The 18,853-nt window shown below is 30.2% G+C and carries 19 protein-coding genes, 1 other RNA gene and 1 pseudogene; 14 read left to right on the forward strand and 7 right to left on the reverse strand.

The genetic code is table 11. The annotated features are described in order from the left end of the window. Positions 1-92 precede the first annotated feature (92 nt). From EBB51_RS01190 to EBB51_RS01200, 3 genes are all read left to right on the forward strand, one after another. Positions 93-1,685, forward strand: a complete 1,593-nt coding sequence (locus EBB51_RS01190; RefSeq protein WP_123054946.1) for a ClC family H(+)/Cl(-) exchange transporter — start codon at positions 93-95, stop codon at positions 1,683-1,685. A gap of 48 nt (positions 1,686-1,733) precedes the next feature. After that, positions 1,734-2,738, forward strand: a complete 1,005-nt coding sequence (locus tag EBB51_RS01195) for an acyltransferase (RefSeq protein ID WP_243103883.1) — start codon at positions 1,734-1,736, stop codon at positions 2,736-2,738. A 341-nt stretch (positions 2,739-3,079) separates the two neighbouring features. Further along, the gene (locus tag EBB51_RS01200; protein WP_123052768.1) at positions 3,080-3,424 is read left to right on the forward strand and encodes a hypothetical protein; all 345 of its coding nucleotides are present in this window, start codon (positions 3,080-3,082) and stop codon (positions 3,422-3,424) included. 140 nt (positions 3,425-3,564) lie between these two features. Here EBB51_RS01200 and EBB51_RS01205 read toward each other — a convergent pair whose 3' ends face one another. From EBB51_RS01205 to EBB51_RS01220, 4 genes are all read right to left on the reverse strand, one after another. After that, positions 3,565-4,839: an NCS2 family permease gene (locus EBB51_RS01205; protein WP_123052769.1), complete on the reverse strand. Its 1,275-nt coding sequence runs from the start codon at positions 4,837-4,839 to the stop codon at positions 3,565-3,567. A 24-nt stretch (positions 4,840-4,863) separates the two neighbouring features. Then, positions 4,864-6,063, reverse strand: a complete 1,200-nt coding sequence (locus EBB51_RS01210) for a nucleoside transporter C-terminal domain-containing protein (RefSeq protein WP_123052770.1) — start codon at positions 6,061-6,063, stop codon at positions 4,864-4,866. 28 nt (positions 6,064-6,091) lie between these two features. Then, positions 6,092-6,799 carry a purine-nucleoside phosphorylase gene (gene deoD, locus EBB51_RS01215; RefSeq protein ID WP_123052771.1) on the reverse strand — a complete coding sequence of 236 codons (708 nt, stop codon included), beginning with the start codon at positions 6,797-6,799 and terminating at the stop codon, positions 6,092-6,094. 295 nt (positions 6,800-7,094) lie between these two features. Next, on the reverse strand, positions 7,095-8,114 hold the full coding sequence (locus EBB51_RS01220) for a LacI family DNA-binding transcriptional regulator (protein WP_123052772.1): 1,020 nt from the start codon (positions 8,112-8,114) through the stop codon (positions 7,095-7,097). 249 nt (positions 8,115-8,363) lie between these two features. Between EBB51_RS01220 and secG the strand changes: the two genes are divergently transcribed. The 5 genes from secG to ssrA all read left to right on the forward strand — a co-directional run bounded on the left by secG (position 8,364) and on the right by ssrA (position 13,791). Beyond that, positions 8,364-8,597, forward strand: coding sequence for a preprotein translocase subunit SecG (gene secG, locus EBB51_RS01225; RefSeq protein WP_123052773.1), 234 nt, complete (start codon positions 8,364-8,366; stop codon positions 8,595-8,597). A gap of 131 nt (positions 8,598-8,728) precedes the next feature. Next, on the forward strand, positions 8,729-10,873 hold the full coding sequence (rnr, locus tag EBB51_RS01230) for a ribonuclease R (protein ID WP_123052774.1): 2,145 nt from the start codon (positions 8,729-8,731) through the stop codon (positions 10,871-10,873). Between the two features lie 204 nt (positions 10,874-11,077). Then, entirely contained in the window at positions 11,078-11,545 is a 468-nt protein-coding gene (gene smpB, locus EBB51_RS01235; RefSeq protein WP_123052775.1) for an SsrA-binding protein SmpB, read from the forward strand. A gap of 112 nt (positions 11,546-11,657) precedes the next feature. After that, positions 11,658-13,049, forward strand: a complete 1,392-nt coding sequence (locus EBB51_RS01240) for a hypothetical protein (RefSeq protein WP_123052776.1) — start codon at positions 11,658-11,660, stop codon at positions 13,047-13,049. A gap of 382 nt (positions 13,050-13,431) precedes the next feature. Then, positions 13,432-13,791, forward strand: a transfer-messenger RNA (tmRNA) gene (gene ssrA / locus EBB51_RS01245). A 20-nt stretch (positions 13,792-13,811) separates the two neighbouring features. Here ssrA and EBB51_RS13920 read toward each other — a convergent pair. The 3 genes and pseudogenes from EBB51_RS13920 to EBB51_RS01260 form a co-directional block, all read right to left on the reverse strand. Then, positions 13,812-14,054: pseudogene (locus tag EBB51_RS13920) on the reverse strand (tyrosine-type recombinase/integrase); the annotation flags it as partial. A 25-nt stretch (positions 14,055-14,079) separates the two neighbouring features. Further along, entirely contained in the window at positions 14,080-14,244 is a 165-nt protein-coding gene (locus tag EBB51_RS14005) for a hypothetical protein (protein WP_347560939.1), read from the reverse strand. Between the two features lie 7 nt (positions 14,245-14,251). Continuing rightward, positions 14,252-14,566 carry a hypothetical protein gene (locus tag EBB51_RS01260; RefSeq protein ID WP_123052779.1) on the reverse strand — a complete coding sequence of 105 codons (315 nt, stop codon included), beginning with the start codon at positions 14,564-14,566 and terminating at the stop codon, positions 14,252-14,254. 575 nt (positions 14,567-15,141) lie between these two features. Between EBB51_RS01260 and EBB51_RS01270 the strand changes: the two genes are divergently transcribed. From EBB51_RS01270 to EBB51_RS01295, 6 genes are all read left to right on the forward strand, one after another. Further along, positions 15,142-15,432, forward strand: a complete 291-nt coding sequence (locus EBB51_RS01270; protein ID WP_123052780.1) for a hypothetical protein — start codon at positions 15,142-15,144, stop codon at positions 15,430-15,432. Between the two features lie 160 nt (positions 15,433-15,592). Then, positions 15,593-15,835 carry a hypothetical protein gene (locus tag EBB51_RS01275; protein ID WP_123052781.1) on the forward strand — a complete coding sequence of 81 codons (243 nt, stop codon included), beginning with the start codon at positions 15,593-15,595 and terminating at the stop codon, positions 15,833-15,835. 42 nt (positions 15,836-15,877) lie between these two features. Next, on the forward strand, positions 15,878-16,243 hold the full coding sequence (locus EBB51_RS01280; RefSeq protein ID WP_123052782.1) for a type II toxin-antitoxin system HicB family antitoxin: 366 nt from the start codon (positions 15,878-15,880) through the stop codon (positions 16,241-16,243). Between the two features lie 250 nt (positions 16,244-16,493). After that, positions 16,494-16,625, forward strand: a complete 132-nt coding sequence (locus EBB51_RS13930) for a hypothetical protein (RefSeq protein ID WP_279221810.1) — start codon at positions 16,494-16,496, stop codon at positions 16,623-16,625. A gap of 97 nt (positions 16,626-16,722) precedes the next feature. Beyond that, positions 16,723-17,295, forward strand: a complete 573-nt coding sequence (locus EBB51_RS01290; protein ID WP_123052784.1) for a TetR/AcrR family transcriptional regulator — start codon at positions 16,723-16,725, stop codon at positions 17,293-17,295. 163 nt (positions 17,296-17,458) lie between these two features. Next, positions 17,459-18,814, forward strand: a complete 1,356-nt coding sequence (locus EBB51_RS01295; protein WP_123052785.1) for an MATE family efflux transporter — start codon at positions 17,459-17,461, stop codon at positions 18,812-18,814. Positions 18,815-18,853 lie beyond the last annotated feature (39 nt).

The raw sequence follows: 18,853 nt of genomic DNA on the forward strand, positions 1-18,853 counted from the left end.
AATTTTTATTGATAATTATTAAAAACCCTCTAAAAACATATGATTCCAGAATGCAATTTAAATAAGGAGGAATTTATGTGAAGAGTATAGCTATGGAAGAGGACAAAGATAATGTTCTATTTTACTGGTATAATTCTAAATTTAAGCTAGTATTAGAAAGTATAATAGTAGGCATATTTACAGGTCTTGTAGTAGTTTCTTTTAGGATTGGAATAGAACAATTAACAGTTTGTGTTAGTAATATTTATAAAGTTTTGCAGACAAAATTATGGCTTTTGCCATTATGGATTATACTTCTTATCTTGATAGGATATTTGTTAGGAAAAATAGTTAAACATGATCCTATGACAGGTGGAAGCGGCATTCCGCAAGTTGAAGGAGTTTTACTTAGAAAACTTGATATGAAATGGTATAGAGTTATCCTTGGAAAGTTTTTTGGTGGAATCCTTGGAATTGGATTAGGACTTTCACTTGGAAGGGAAGGTCCTTCAGTTCAACTTGGAGCTGCTGTTGGACAAGGTGTAAGTAAAATATTAAAGAAGATAAAAATAGAAGAAAAGTACTTGATTACGAGTGGTGCAAGTGCCGGACTTGCAGCTGCATTTAATGCACCTCTAGCAGGAACTATGTTTGCTTTAGAAGAAGTGCATAAAAATTTTTCCCCGCTCATTTTAATTTCAGCATTTTCAGCAGCATTATCTTCAGACTTTATAGCTAGCGGGCTTTTGGGATTTAAACCTGTATTTGACTTTAAGCATATATCGCCGATACCATTAAACTACTATATTTATATAATAATATTTGGTCTTATAATGGGAGTTACTGGCGTTATTTTTAATACTGTGCTTTTAAGAAGTTCAAATTTATATTCAAAACAAAAGTGGATTCCAAAGGAGTTTAATGCAGCGTTCCCACTTTTAATTTCAATAATGTTTGGATTCTTTTTACCTCAAGTTTTAGGTGGAGGCAATAATCTTATAATGTTATTAACTAATGTACATTTTTCAATTGCCTTTATTTTAATTTTACTTATCATAAAGTTTTTATTTACTATGGTATGTTACGGCTCAGGAGCTCCCGGCGGAATTTTTCTTCCACTTCTTACAATTGGAGCACTAATTGGGTGTGTATATGGAAGTTTAGTTGTAAATGTGCTTGGAATTGATGCAAGCTATGTAAATAACTTTATAATACTTGGAATGGCAGGCTATTTTACAGCTGTTGTAAAATCACCTATAACAGGTATCATATTGATTACAGAAATGACAGGATCATTTAACAATTTTCTCTCACTTAGTATTGTTGCAATAATTGCATATTTGACTTCAGATGTATTGGGTTCACGTCCTGTTTATGAATCTTTACTTGAAAAGTTTTTAATCAATAATTCAAATAATAAGAAAGTAAAAATAGAAGATACTAAAGAAAAATTTATATTACAAGTTTCAATTTGTATGGGATCTTATTTAGATGGTAAAAAAGTAAGCTCTATAAAATGGCCGGAGTACTGCTTAATAACTGAAATAAAGAGAGGATCTCAAAGAATAATACCAAATGGAGATACTGTTATATGCGGCGGCGATTATATTACAGTTCTTACAAATGAAGATAGAGCAGGTAAGATAAATGACATTTTATCTAATATGTCGCAGGACAATAGAAAATTTAATGAAAATGAAAGTTGAGATATGTTACAATATATATAAAAATAGATTAAGTGGTAAAATTGAGGGGTGATTGCAATAAAACAACGTATTTTAGCTATGGATGTAATAAGGGCTTTTGCTATTATTGCAGTTATTTTGATTCATGTAACAGGGTTAATGCTTTCGTACAGTACATTTAATACAAAAATTTATATGCAGTCGCTTATGGTAAACCAATTGGCAAGGTTTTCTGTACCAGCTTTTATAGCTTTATCTGGAATAGGAATTTCAATTAGCTATAAAAAAGATCAAGGTTACTTTAAGTTTTTAGGCCATAGATTATATAAAGTTGTGCCAAGGTACATAGTGTGGTGCATAATATATATATGCATTATAAATAAGAGTTTTAATATAAGTTCAGCAGTTAGTGATATATTACATGGAACAGCTTTTTATCATTTGTACTTTGTACCATTAATAGTTGAATTTTATATCATTTTCCCATTTGTATATAAGTTTATAGGATCTAAATCTTCACTGATTTTAAATTTTATAATAACTATGTTTATATTAATAGGGCTCCATAATTATGTATTTCCAAGCAGCCTTGAGAGTTTCCTTGATAGAAAAAATATGATTGATTGGATATTTTATTTTTCATTTGGGGCGTTTATAGGAAATAATCGTAATCTATTTACTGAAAAAATCCATAAGTTTAGGAAAGTAATATGTATAGCATTTGTTTTAGTTGTTTTTGGATTTATATATGAAATTATCATAAATACAAGAATGACTAAAAATATAGACTATACAACTACATTTTTAAGACCCAGCGTGCTCATATATAGTGTGATACTGATTTTATTTATTTTCAGCATAAATTGGAAGAACAACTTATTTATGAAAATAGTACAGTATATATCAAAATCATCTTATGGGATATATTTATCACATCCACTTATACTATATTATTTTTCAAAGTATTATACTGATAACTTGCTGCAAATAAATAGTATAGCATTTGGTGTTAAAGGTTTTTTAATTGCATTTTTTGGCGGAATCATTATAAATCAAATAAGAAAGTTTCCATAAAGATTAAAGTATAGTTCATATGAATTATACTTTTATTTTTTTTAAATAATTTTAACATTAAATATATGTTACTTTTATAACTATCTATAGTAATTATTTGGGTTTCTATACATGATTTGAAATTTGAATGCAAGATTATGTAATTAGGTATAATAGCACTTCACATAAATTAAAACATAATATATATAATAACAATGGTAATATAAAAAACTGTAAGAAAACCTATTGAATATGTGTTATTTATCTTGCATTTCATGAGTAATCTAGTGTATAATTAAGCTAACAAAGATTAATAAATTTTTAACAATCTTAAAATATATTAAGTAAAGGAGTTGGTTTGCATGAGTAAATATAAAGTTGGAGACGAGCTATTGATAATACAAAATCCTTCAGAGGATGCAAAAAAATTAGAAAGTTTAACTAAATTGCAAGTAAAAGGTGATTTTGCTCAAATATCATGGGGATTAAAAATAGTAGATATAGAATATGATAAACCTAATGTTACTTTAACTTACCAAAACTCATATGGCGATATAAACAAGGTATTTGCAGTATGTACAGATGTAGCTAACTTTAATCATGAAAAAGTTTTAGAAAAGGCACTGCTCAAAGCCTTTCAATCTGAGATTATAGATATAACTACAATTAAAAATGTTAAAAAAAATGAAAAGCACAGCATTAAGTAATTTTATGACGTGATTAGTTTTCTTATAATTATTTTGAATACTAGTAAGAGAGAGTTGATTAACTATTTATAAATAATTTTTCAACTCTCTCTTTTTATAAATAATAAAAAGTTTATATATTTTCCGCAAAATAATTTCAACTAAATAAGTGTAATAGAAATTAAGTTAAGTAAAAATAGAAAGGAAATAATATATAAAGGTGTTCTTAATTTTTTACCTTCTCCCTTCATTATCTTTAAAATAGGGTATATAATAAAACCAAATGCTAAACCATTTGCAATACTTGATGTAAGTGGAATCATTACAATAATTAAAAAAGCAGGGAACCATTCAGTAAATGAACTAAAGTCAATATACCTTAAGTTTTCCATCATGATTGCTCCAGTAATTACAATAACGGGACAAATAGCAGCAGAAGGTATGAATTTCAAAAGCGGTGTACATAGTATTGAAATCAAAAATAACATTCCACATACAACAGCTGTTAATCCAGTCTTTCCACCTTCTTTTATTCCAGCTGCACTTTCAGCAGCTGCAACAGTAGGGCTTGTTCCTAATATACTTGATAAACCTACCGTAAGTGCACTTATTTTAAAAGCATTATTAAATCTTTCTTTTTTCTCGATAAGACCTTGGAGCAATCCTATTGATTCAAATATTAAGATCATTGAAAGAGAGAAAACTGCGAGAAAAAATTTTACTGAAAAAAATGAAGAAAAATCAAGCTTAAAAAACAATTTATTATAATTAACAATGTTTGCAATAGAAAAAGAAGTAGAAACGCCATCATGTATGTTAAATAAAAAAGCAAAAACAGATATTATAACAATTCCAATAAAGAAGCTTCCTCTTATATTCTTTATATAAAGTGCTGCTGAAATTAATATACCAAATAAAGCCAGTAGGACTTGTGGCTCTGCTAAATTATTCATTGTCATAATTGTGTTTTTACCAGAGATTATTATGGAGCCTTTTTCAAGACCAATGACAACTAAGAATAACCCAATACCAACAGTTATACCGGTTTTTAAACTATCTGGAATAGCCTTTGCTATTGTGTTTCCAATCCCCGTAAATGCAATTATCATATAAATTATACTTGATATGAAAACAACAGCTAAACTTTGCTGCCAAGTAAGTTTCATGCTTACTACCATTGTATACGTAAAAAATGCATTAACACCCATACCTGGAGTTAAGATAATGGGCACATTTGCGAATATACCCATTAACATACAACCAATAAAAGAAATTAATACAGTAGCAATAGCACTTAAAGCTTTTGGCATACCAGCATCCGATAGTATTATAGGATTTACTATAATGATATAGGAGATAGCAAAAAAAGATGTTATACCTGCTAGTACTTCTTGACGTATTGTTGTATTATTTTCTTTTAATTTAAAAGTTTCCATTTTCACCGTTCCTTTATTATTATTTTACCAGACAAATAATCCTACTAATCCAGCACTCATTAAAGAAACTAAAATACCAGATAACAACATATACCAAACTCCTTTAGATAATTCGTTAGTTGTATCTTTATCTACTATTCCCTTAAAACATCCAATAATCATTCCAACTGTTGAAAAGTTAGCAAATGAAATAAGAAATGTGGATAAAACAGCTCTCATATGTGGAGTAAAGGTATTTATAATAGGATGGATTTGTCCCATAACTACAAATTCGTTTGTAACTAATTTTGTTCCCATGTATTGTGCCGTTTGGAACGCTTCACCTAATGGCAATCCTAATAGAAAACTAAATGGAGTCATAACTACTCCTAACATAACTTCCAAGGATAAATGCGGGTTAATTAAACCTAATAGTTTATCAATAACTGATGCCAAAGCCACAAATGAAATAACCATTGCTGTAATTATTAATACAAGTTTACCTGCCCCAATAATTGAATCACCTAAAAAAGAAAAGAAAGGTTGTCTTTCATTATTATCAATATCTACAATAATATCATCTTCCTTTCTAACAACTACAGGATTTAGTATACTTGTTATAATGATTGAGTTAATAATATTTAGTGGTATTGCAGTTAAAACAAACTGACCTGGCAGTAGTTGGGTATAAGCACCAACTATAGCAGCAGATACACAGCTCATAGACATAAGTGAGAGAGTTAAGAGTCTTTCAGGCTTCATTTCCTTTATTTGACCTGCTGATACAGCTAGGGCTTCTGTATTTCCTAAAAACATCATTTCTACTGCAAAAAAAGATTCGAATTTAGGTTTTCCAGTAATCTTAGATAATGCCCAACCAAGACCTTTTACAATACGAGGTAGTATATGAAAATATGTAAGTATATCAAATAGTGGTACAACAAGCAAAATTGGAAGTAAAGCACTTATTGCCATATCCATTTGCTTTTTAGCAACAAAACTTGCAAATGCAAAACCAATACCGTCATAGGCACACTGTACAAGCCAATTGAAACCTGCTGCCATTCCATTTACTATTGCTCTTCCAATTGGAAATGCAGTTAAAAACCATGCTAAAAACAAGTTTAGTAAAATCATTATACCTATTGATTTCCATTCAATAAGTTTTCTATTTTTTGAAAATAAAAAAGCCACACCAATAAAAACAACTATTCCAATTATATTTATAATGAGATAAATATTCATAATTAACCCTCTGCTTTCTAAAGAATGTTTATATGCTAGTGCCTGTTTTTAAAGCTATCTCAATCATATCGTTAAAAGTTTTTTGACGTTCATCTGGAGTAGTTGTTTCACCAGTTAAAATATGATTACTGATTGTTAAAATAGATAGTGCCCTGCAATTAAATTTAGCAGCTAATGTATAAAGTGCTGTAGTTTCCATCTCAATTCCTAAAATACCGTACTGATTTAATTTTTTTAAGTCCATTTCATCATCGTAAAAACGATCTGCTGAAAATACATTACCAACTTTAACTCTCTTTCCTTCTTCTTCAGCAATTTCATTTGCCAAACTTAATAACTTAAAGTCAGCAAGTGGTGAATAATCTATGTTATTTCCAAATACATTTCTATTTACAGATGAATCTGTAGATGAACCTTGTGCTAATACAACATCTCTAACTTTAATATCATCACGAATTCCACCCATAGTTCCAACACGAATTAAGTTTTTAACACCATAGTATGAAATTAATTCATTTACGTATATAGATATGGATGGAATGCCCATTCCTGTACCTTGAACTGAAATTCTTTTCCCGTTGTATTCTCCAGTATATCCAAGTATACCTCTAACATTATTGTACTGTTTAGCATTCTTTAAAAAGTTTGCAGCAATATATTTTGCCCTAAGTGGGTCTCCAGGTAATATAATTGTTTCAGCAACTTCTCCTTTTTTAGCTTCAATGTGTTCACTCATTTTTTATCCCTCTTTCTTTCATATTAAAGTTTTATTTTAATTGTTTGCTATTATTTAGCAAATTGATAAACGATTACATTATGCGCTTTAGTGTATGTTCTATTGTATTTTTAATGCTTAAAATCAATATATTACTTAGTAAACGCTTTTACTAAACCAGTTTACCAAAATGAGTTATTATATTTTAATAAGCATTAGTACAATTGATAATCAGTAAAGTTGTTATATTCTAACATGTATTAGCACAATTAACCATTAGTAAACAGGTTTACTAATAAACAATTACATCATACTCCTATTTATAAACGTTGTCAATTTCTTTTACACTCTTTCTTATAATAAAATTAGTTTTTAATAAAACATTCTTTTTTTCACAATCAGGATTTTTTATTTGATTCATTAAAGTAACTGCTGCATTTTTGCCTATGTCATAAATAGGAAGAGATACTGTAGTTAATGGCGGTGTTAAGTATTTGGATATATCTATGTCGTCAAATCCTATGATCGATATATCGTCTGGAATCTTCAATCCTTTTTCATAAATAGCAGAATAGGCCCCAACAGCAAGTTGATCATTTTCAGCAAAAATAGCTGTTACTGAAGCATTTTCTAGAAGATTTTTAGCTGCTAAGTAACCACCATTGAAAGCTAAAATTCCCTGGCTAATCCAATTTTCAGGTACGTGAATATTATTTTGTTCCATGCATTTAAGATAAATTTCTAATCTATTGTTTAAATTATAATATTGATTATCTGAAACCAAAATACCTATTTTTCTATGTCCCATTTTTACAAGATAAGATATTGCCTTGCTAACTCCAGCTTCCTCGTCAGCTAAGACCTTACTTCCTAAGTTTTCATTTAAATTCCTATCCAATAAAAGATATGGTGTATTGTGTTCGTTTAACATACCTAAGGTTTCTTTTGATATTTTATTAGGACTTGCAATTATGACTCCTTCAACTTTTCTATAAATAAACTTTTCAATATATTTTTTTTCTCTATTAGGATCATGAGAAGAATTGCATAATATTAGCGAATATCCTTTTTCTTCTAAATAATCTTCTACGCCCTTGACGACTAATGAGAAAAATGGATCTGTTACTTCTGGTACAATCATACCTATAGTTTCAGTATCATTTTTAATCATATTTTTTGCATAGTAATTTGGCTTATAATTCATTTTTTTAACAGTATCAAACACTATTTTCTTTGTTTCATCACTAAATCTTTCACCTTTATTATTTAGTATTTGTGAAATTGTAGTTATGGATAATCCTGTTTTTTTTGCCAAGTCCCTAATTCGAGTAGTCATAAAAATTCTCCTTTTATATAAAAAACTTAAGATCTTTAAATATAGAATACATCAGCATTTATTAAAAATCAATCTTGATTCTAAGTTAGTAATACAGTATGATTGTATTACTGAAATATTGGAAGTTATAATTTTAAAATATCCTTAGTGATTAGTACATGAGAAGTTGAGTTTGAAAGTACTTATTATTGTACTTTAATTTTTAATATGTTAAAATATATCTTGTGTTGTGCATGGAGGTGAGTTATTTTGAGAACCTTTTTAATAATTCTGCAAACTATAATAGCTATTGCAATAATTGCAGTTATTTTAGTTCAACCTGGTAAAACAAATGGATTGAGTGGATTCATATCAGGTGGAGTTAATGAAACATTTTATTCTAAGAATAAATCGAGAACATCTGAAGCTATGCTTATTAGAACAACAGCTGTGCTTTCTATAATATTTGCAGTGCTTTGTATTGTTCAAAATTTAATAAAATAAAGTGTATTTATTATGTAATTTATGTTAATAATAAGAATATGTTAGTGATTATCATGCCTTTAGGTAGGGACAGCTCTGCTTAAAGGCATAGTTTATATTACAGGAGTTTAAGCATGAAAGGGGTGTTGACCTTGAATATAAGGGAAACAATATTAGACTTTATGAAAGAGCAAGCATATAAACCTATGAATATAATAGAACTTGAAAAAATATTCAGTATACCAAAAGAAGAGAGAAAAGAATTTTCTAATGTACTCAAGTCAATGGAAAAAGATGGTGAGATAGTTAAAACACGTACAGATTATTATGGAATACCCGATAGAATGGGGCTTGTAGTTGGAAAGGTTCAAGGTCATCAAAAGGGATTTGCTTTTGTAATACCAGAAGATGAGGAACGACCAGACATATTTATACCATCATCTTATTTAAATGGAGCAATGAACGGTGATAAAGTAGTAGCAAAAATAAATAAACAAGAGAATAATGGGAAAAAGTGTGAAGGCGAGATAATAAGAATACTTGACAGAGCAAATAAAACTGTAATAGGAACTTATGAAGATAGTAAAAATTTTGGATTTGTAGTTCCAGAGGAAGTTAGAATATATCAAGATATTTTTATACCTAAACATTGTAAAGGTAGTGCAAAAACTGGAGATATAGTAGTAGCAGAGATAACTACATGGCCAGAAAAAAGAAGAAATCCAGAAGGAAAAATATTAGAGGTAGTTGGTAGAAAAGGTGAAAAGGGAATAGATATATTAACCATAATAAAGAAAAATAATCTTCCCGAAAAATTTCCTGAAAAAGTTGAAGAATATGCACAGTCAATATCTGAAGAAATACCAGAAGAAGAATATAAGAGAAGAAAAGATTTAAGGGATTTGACTGTGGTCACTATAGATGGAGAAGATGCAAAAGACTTAGACGATGCAGTTTCATTAGAAAAACTTCCTAATGGCAATTACTATTTGGGAGTACATATTGCAGATGTATCAAATTATGTTAGAGAAAAAAATCCTATAGATAAGGAAGCATTAAAAAGGGGAACTTCAGTTTATCTTATAGACAGGGTAATACCAATGCTGCCTAAAAAGTTGTCAAATGGAGTATGCAGTTTGAATCCTAAAGTTGATAGGTTAACCTTAAGTTGTTTTATGGAAATAGATAAAACAGGTAAAGTTCTTGATCATAATATAACTGAAAGTATTATAAATAGTAATGAAAGAATGACTTACACCGATGTAACCAAAATACTCAGAGATCATGATGAAGAAACTATAAAAAGATATGATTATTTAGTAGATACTTTTAAGTTAATGGAAGAGCTTTGTAAAATACTTTATAAAAAGAGAATTTCAAGGGGAGCCATAGATTTTGACTTTGAAGAATGTAAGATAATTTTGGATGAAAAAGGCAAGCCAGTTGAAATCAAGCCTTATGAAAGGGCTGTAGCAAACAGGATAATAGAAGAATTTATGCTTGTATGTAATGAAACCATAGCAGAGCATATGTTTTGGAATAACACACCGTTTGTATACAGGATTCATGAGGACCCCGATGACGAAAAGCTCATGAAGTTTAATGAGTTCGTTCATAACCTTGGTTATATTGTAAAGATGAATAAGGAAAAAGTACATCCTAAATCACTTCAAGAAGTAGTTGAGAAAGTAAGAGGTAAATCAGAAGAAATAGTAGTAAACACTTTGCTTTTGCGTTCTATGAAGCGAGCAAGATATTCACCTGAATGTGTAGGTCACTTTGGATTGGCAGCAAGGTATTATTGCCACTTTACTTCTCCAATAAGAAGATATCCGGATCTTATGATCCACAGAATAATAAAGGAATTTATAAATGGTAAGCTGGATCAAAAGAGGTCAAGTAAACTTGTACCTCAAGTCGAGTATGCATCAAAGCAGTCTTCAGAAATGGAGAGAATTGCACAAGATGCAGAAAGGGAAGTTGATGATTTAAAGAAAGCTGAATACATGAGCGAAAGAATTGGTCAGGAATTTGAAGGTATAATATCATCTGTAACCAACTTTGGAATGTTTGTAGAACTTTCCAATACCGTAGAAGGACTTGTACACATGAGTACCCTAGAAGATGACTATTATATTTACGATGAAAAACATCTTAGTCTTATAGGTGAAAGAACTAAAAAGATATATAGACTTGGGGATAAAGTTAAGATTAGAGTTTCAAGAGTTGATATGTTTGCACATGAAATTTACTTTGACTTACTTAAGGAAAATCAAGAAAACGAAGATGCGGATTAGCAGCAAATTACATGATAGATATGTCTACCATGTAATTTATTGTATAATTAACCATATATATGATGTAAATGATAAATGTTATTGAGTTTGCCCTGCAGTTATAATAATATTATATTATAGAATATTATATAAATTTTATAGTTTATAATATATTAATAATAGTTAATGGCTTATGTTAACTTATAAATTGGAGTAGGTGTTTATATGAAAAAGAATAGTGGTAATAAAACTCTTGCTGAAAATAGGAAGGCAAGACATGATTATTTTATAGAAGAATCTATGGAAGCTGGAATAGCTTTAGTTGGTACAGAAGTTAAATCCATAAGAGCCGGCAGAGCAAACTTAAAGGACAGTTATGCAGAAGTTCGAAATGGAGAAATATTTATTTGTAATATGCATGTAAGCCCATATGAAAAGGGAAATGTATTTAATAGAGATCCCCTAAGGGAAAGAAGATTGCTTTTGCATAAGAATGAAATAAGTAGGTTAGTTGGCTTTACTGCACAGCAGGGATATACGCTTATTCCACTTGCATTATACTTAAAAAGTGGAAAGGTAAAAGTCAATTTAGCAGTAGCTAAAGGTAAAAAGAATTATGACAAGAGAGATGCAATGCTTGAGAAGGCAGCTAAGAGAGATATAGACAGGCAGATGAAACAAAGATTTAGATAAGGTGTTTTCAAAGAAATATAATAATGTTGTATAAGTAGTTAATGAATACAGTCACCATTATAGTATATCAGCATAATTTATTAGTAAATAATATTTTATGTAAGGTAACAGAATGAGTATAACGCTGACTTCAATACATTATATTTACTTGGCTTTTATATTTATAATTATAGCGGCGATGATAAAAAAGAAGGATATATCTTTAATTTGTATAATTGGAATATTCCTTCTTGGACTTGTGAGTACAGGTTCTATATACAGATCTGCTATGGGTGTATTTAATAGTTTCGTCTATGCGGCAAAAGAACTTATGCCTACCATATTTATTATATCTGTTATAGTTGCAATGAGTAATGTTTTAATAGAAGCTGGTATAAATGAAGAAATGGTTTCACCATTTAAAGGTATAATAACAAATTATTGTATTGCTTATTGGGTTATAGGAATAGTTATGATGGTACTATCATGGTTTTTTTGGCCGTCACCAGCTGTAGCGCTTGTAGGAGCATTATTTTTGCCGATAGCTAAAAAGGCAGGTTTACCGGCTATAGGAGCAGCTATATCAATGAATTTGTTTGGACATGGAATTGCCTTATCAAGTGATTATGTAATTCAAGCAGCCCCTAAACTCACTGCAGATGCCGCTGGAATACCAGTATCTCAAGTAGTTTATGCTAGTATTCCATTAACTATTACTATGGGACTAGTGACTACCACAGCAGCATTTTATTTTCTTTCGAAAGACATTAAATCAAAAAATGTTCCTGCGGAATATAAATTTGAAGAAGAACAAGATGAAACCAAGAAATTATTAATCACTTCAAAAAGAACGAGGATACTTTTAGCGGTATTAATTTTGGCTTTATTTTTGGGAGACATTTTGATAATGTATATTGCTAAACTGCAAGGCGGAGATGCAACGGCGTTAATAGGCGGCACAGCTATATTTGTATTAAGCTTAATATCAATATTGACTTATAAACATGAATCTTTAGAAAAAATAACAATTAACCTTGTGAAAGGTTTGCAGTTTGGATTTAAGATATTTGGAGTAGTTATACCAATAGCAGCTTTTTTTTATCTAGGTGATTCTGCATTTAATGATATATTTGGAAAAGTTTTACCACAGGGTTCTCAAGGAATTGTTAATGACTTAGGTGTATACTTAGCAAGTGTAGTTCCTATTAATTCTATTGTTGCATCTATAACACTTACTATTGTAGGAGCTATAACAGGTTTAGACGGTTCAGGTTTTTCCGGAATATCATTGGCAGGTTCTATAGCTAATTTATTTTCTAAAGCTTTAGGTGGTGGTACAGCTACACTTACTGCATTAGGACAATTAGCAGGCATATGGGTTGGCGGAGGAACTATAATACCTTGGGCAGTAATACCAGTAGCTGCTATATGCAAAGTAGATCCTTTCGAACTTGCTAAAAGGAATATCAAACCAGTTGTAATAGGTCTTGTTGTTACAACTATTGTGGCAATGTTTATAATATAGAACTTACAACTTGTAATGTGCAAAAATGCGAGGCATTTTTAGAGGACATAGGACAGGGAAGGAGGATTTTTCTCCACTGCGCTTAAGAAAAATCTTTAATTAAATTTTTAGTAAATCGTTTCGATAAAGCGAACATTGCCAACTTATATAAATTTAAAAATTCTTTTGCGTTAGCAAAAAATCAACCTTCACTGTCAATTGTCCCCTGTCCTCTGCTTTTAAGTTATGTATTAGGGATTAACTTAATTTACTATTGATTATTAACTTAATTTGATGTATTATAGTAATCGTTGAGAATTGAATATTACTCAAATTAACTTACATTTGCGTTATTTATCAATTTTAAATTAAAAATTTTTAATTGATTACAATTTACAAACATGGGGGCGTATTTGGCTTCGACGGGGGTAAGTTGGGCTTGAGCAGCGAGTCGAAGGTTTCCTGGACCTGCGTTAAAAAACTGGGAATTAAATTTAAACGCAAATAACGAAGATAATTTAGCTTTAGCAGCTTAGTCTGCTAGCCGTCCTTCCTTTGAGTCCCGCGGCTTAGGAAAGGGCGTCGATAGCGGGGAAACGAGCCTCACAAAGCTTTGAGTGAGGAACGGAATTTATGAAGCTACTGAAACTAAAAGCCTGTTTGTAGGCGTTTAGTAGAGGGAAATTTAAAATACAAACTGCACTCGGAGATACTCAGGTGTTTCTACTTTCGGACAGGGGTTCGACACCCCTCGCCTCCACCATATTTATCAAGGGTTCAGAACTATTTGACATCCATTTTGACATCCGAATTTTTTATAATACTATCAAGAATATCAGCGGGTTTAGTTTTCATGTTACCTAGTATATGCTGATATTTTTTAGTCATATTTATATCAGAGTGACCTAGTCTTTCAGCTGCCTCTTTATCAGGAACCCCATGTTTTAAAATCATAGCAGCATTAAAATGTCTTAAGTCATGAAAACGTGTATGCGGCAACCCCGCATTTTTTAATATTCTTGAAAATCTTTTGCCATAATTTCCACCATTTTCAGCAGATCCATCTTTCTATTACATATGAAGGGGCAACTACCTTTCTATAAGATGTTCTTGTCTTCGTGCTTTTTTCTATTACTGCACAATTTACGTGTACATTAGTTCTTCTAATGTATATTACATGGCTATTAAAATTAATATCATTCCATGTCAGACCCATAATCTCGCTAACTCTTAAGCCGCAAAGACCTGCCAAGCAGTATAGGAAATTCTTCTCTAGTACCTGTAACAGTGGCAAGTAATTTATTAAATTCAGCCTCATTATAAATGTAATATTGGTATTTATTAGTATCAAGTAGTATTTTAATATCTTCACCAATATATTTAATAGCATATTTTACATATTTTTTATATCCATCTATAGTAGTAGGAGATAAATTAACACAATATGTATCTAACCAAATCTCAGCAAATTCTTTAAAGGTAGCTTTAGTTGGATTTATTTTCTTTGACGTAAGCGTTAATCCCAGTAGTATCAGCAATTATAATTTTTGATAGGTTGGAATTCAGTTGCTGTCAGATAGTTCGGTAATATCAACTAAATGATTAAAAAAATCTTGAATATTAGCAATAAAGTCAGTTTTAAATCTTGAGAATTGAGATTCATCTTCTTTAAAATAGTCTTCGACTTCTTCAAATACATCTCAGAGATGAATTTAGTTTTTTAATTTGTTCATAAAGGATACCTCACAATGCATATTTTTTCTTGATAATAATATATATTCGACATTAAGTGGGGGAAATCCTTTTTGATATATCTTGAAAATTCTTGAACCCTAACGGGTTCGAGGTTTAGCAAGTGGCTAAATTATATATGTAAGGAGGTGATAGCAATGTGGTCAAAAAACAAAGAAAATAGTTACTCACTAAAAGAATTTTAAATGTTTATTGAATACTGCACCGACAATAAACAAAAGCCAACAGTTGAAAATCTAATAAAATTTCTAAGATTGTTGAGAGAAATCCAAGAAAATGAGTAACTAAATTCAGTATGGAAGGTAGCCACTAACTACCTTCCATATGTAAATTATATTAAAAGTAAAAGGGGTTGTCAATTATGATAGATATAACTAAATTGCCACCAGACACAATAATTACAAATGAAAGGTTATCCACCCAACAAGGTAAACGTTTTATGGTTATAGAAGATGAGGGAAAATGTAATGAGATAGTGAGGGAAAACACCACGATTGAATTAAAAGCATACAGAGCATATCATAACATTAAACATAAAGACAAAGTTTTAATTAGAGCCATGGTAACTTACTCAGATTTGGGTAAACATTTTTATGATGATGAATTTATATTAGACTATGAAACAATAGAGATATTAGAAAAAGGGATGTAACAGTGGATAGAGGGCAACTTGTAAAATTAGCCCAGATTTATTACTTAATGTAAATGAAGGATTATTTAATAGTTATTTTTAAGGTATTTTTATTTAAAATATTTGATACCATATGCGGTACCATGATATAATTATATATGTAAGGGGGAAGGGAAAACATATGAGTAAATTTGAGAAACTAATCATGAAACTAAAAAATAATCCTAAGAATGCTAGATTTGAAGAATTAGAAAAAATTCTAAATATCTTGGGGTACATAATGAATCAAACAAATAAAGGTAGTAGTCATTACGTGTTTAGGAAAAAAGGTGCTTATAGTATAACAATTCCATATGCAAAACCAATTAACCAAGCATATGTAAAGTTAGTTTTAGAAGTACTTAAAAATGAAATGGGGGAATAACCCCCACTTCCTCCTAATAAAATTTAAAATGAGGTGTTGTAAATGGTTAAAGACTTGGATTACTACATGGGACTTAAATATAAAGTTGAATTAATTCCGGATGAAGACGGGACCTATGCTGTAAGAATACCAAAACTTAGGGGTTGTATAAGTTGTGGTGACACTGTACAAGAAGCTTTGGAAATGATAGAAGACGCTAAAAAATGCTGGTTAGAAGCAGCATTAGAAGATGGTATCAACATTCCTGAACCTGGTGAAGTAAATTCATATTCCGGAGAATTTAGAATAAGAATGCCAAAATCATTACATCAAGACTTAGCAATTGAAGCTGAAAAAGAAGGTATTAGCATGAACCAATATTGCATATACCTATTAAGTAAAGAATTTGGAAAAAATAAGAGGGCATAATTTGTGCCCTTTATTTTATAGTGCGTCCAGCGAAGCTGGACCATGCTTACTGGTGAAAGTCTAGTCTAGGTAATTACCACAGGAAGCCTAGCAGCCAATCACAATGCACAGTAGAAATACTGGGTGGGAAACGTGAGGGTAAAGTAACCCACAAGGGTGCGAGTAAGAATACAGGCTGCAACATAAAGTGAATTCTGCCGTATCGTTAAAAAGGACTGCGAAAGCAGACAAAAAGGAAGTTCATAAACTAATGAAAATGCTGAATGATGGACAGGTGGAAGAAAGTTTTGAATACCTAACAAAGTTAATTAGTATTATATTGGGACATGCATATCTTGCAGTGACTACCTGGCTTATGCCTTGTCCACTTAAAATAAAATAATAATAGCAATAGTTGAAAAGTCAATGAATATGGTTCATTGACTTTAATTCATTCGAGTAGTATACTATGTTTAGAATAATAAAAGGAGGTTTTAAATATGGCACGAATTTCAAAGGCGCCTGAAGTTCGCAAACAGGAAATATTAGATACAGCAATGAGATTATTTTATACTAAAGGATATGAATCAACTTCTATGGCTGACATAGCAAAGGAAATGGATGTGGTACCAGGGTTATGCTATCGTTACTTTAAATCAAAACAAGAACTTTTTGAAATTGCAATGGATAGTTATGTTGAGGAATGTGGACAAAAATTTTTAAAAGTTATTTGTGATGATAAAAAAACATTAATAGAGCGTATGGATGATATGGCTAAATTAATGCTAATTGAAGAAGATAACAGCAAATATCATGATTTTTATCATAAGACTGGTAATGAAATATTGCATGAACAACTTACTATAAAAATTGCAAAATATTTAATCCCAAGTTTATGCAAAGAGTTTAAAAAGCTATGTGAAAAAGGGGAAATTCATATTGAAAATGTTGAAATAATGACTAATTTCATTATGTATGGACAAATAGGTGTTTTGTCATGTAAAAACGCTTCTATAGAAGAAAAAGTTAAACAAATTCGTGAATTTATAAATTCAATATTAGAAATAAAGTAAATTTAAAGTATAAATATTATGATGCTTAGTTATTAAATAAACATCCCTAATAAGGTATTGCTATAAAGTGATATTTTGTTAGGGTAAAAAAATGCTTAATGGGTGAATATAATTCATTGACTGCAATTCATTAAGCGATAATCAAAGAAAGAAGGGGATTTAAGTGAATAATAAATTAGAAAAAGATTTTACAACAGGTAGTGTAAGCAAAAGATTAATGGAAGCTACTATTCCAGTACTTATAGCATTTATATTTAGTATGGCATACAACATAGTTGACAGCCTTTGGGTTGGAAACTTACTTGGTGAAAAAGCAATGGCAGCGCTTACTGTATCAATGCCACCTATACTGCTAACAACTTCTATTGCAATGGGTGCTACTAATGGAGCAGCAATTTTGTTATCAAAACATATTGGAGCAAAGGATAAGGATAATCAAAATAAAGTAATTTCAACATCTTTTATAGCAGCAATTATTTTCAGCATAATTATAACTGTTATTTGTGAATTTAGTGCTAAAGCTATTTTAAATCTTTTAAATACACCAGATGGGATATTTTCTATGGCAAAAGAGTACCTTATTTTATATATGGCTGGGTATGTTTTTTTATTTATGTACTTATATTTTGCTGCTGTATTACGAAGTTTTGGAAATACAACTATGCAAATGATACCTATTATTATCTGTACAATGCTTAATATAATTTTAGATCCTATATTCATTAATAAAATTGGATTTAAGGGAGCAGCAATTGCAACCTTATTGTCTCAGGGAATAATGATGTTTATTATGATTGTATATATTATTAAAAGAAAATTAATTGTAATTGATTTTAAGTTGTTTGATAAAAATACTTTAAAGGAACTTACACTTAAAGCAATCCCATCTATTATTCAACAAAGTATTCCTGCAATAAGCACAAGTTTTATTACTTACTTAGTTAGTGCATTTGGGGTAATGCCTCTAGCTGCATTTGGTATTTCGGGAAAGCTGGAAACAATTTTATTTTATCCTGCTATGGCACTTAATATGACAATTACTACTTGTATTGGTCAATGCTTTGGTGCTAAGAATATAAAAAAAGCAAATGAGTATCTTAAATCTGGGATACTATTAGGTAGTGGATTTTTAATTATACTGACAATTATAGTAGTGCTTTTTTCAAGAAGCTTGGCACAAATGTTTGGAGCAAGCACAAGTGTTCAAAATTTAGTTAAAGTTTATTTTTCAACTATTTCAGTTGGATATATTTGTAATGTTATTACTAATTCTGTTCTCGGTGCAGTAAATGGTTTTGGAAAACCAATGGAATCAATGTTTTTAATGATTTTTTACTATATTATTGTTCGTATGCCTATGGCAAAGATATTATCTATGAGTAATTTGGGGTTAAATGGAATTTGGGCAGCTGTTTTGATAAGTCATATTGCAGCAGCCATAGCAGGGATTTGCTATTTTAAAATATTACTAAAAAAAGATTATATGAAATTAGATATGGACTCAGTGACTAATTATTAAGTTGAAACTAAAATGATGTTTTATTTATTTATTTAAACA

Origin of the sequence: Clostridium sp. JN-1 (genome assembly GCF_003718715.1) — a bacterium.
Classification (GTDB): Bacteria; Bacillota; Clostridia; order Clostridiales; family Clostridiaceae; genus Clostridium_AV.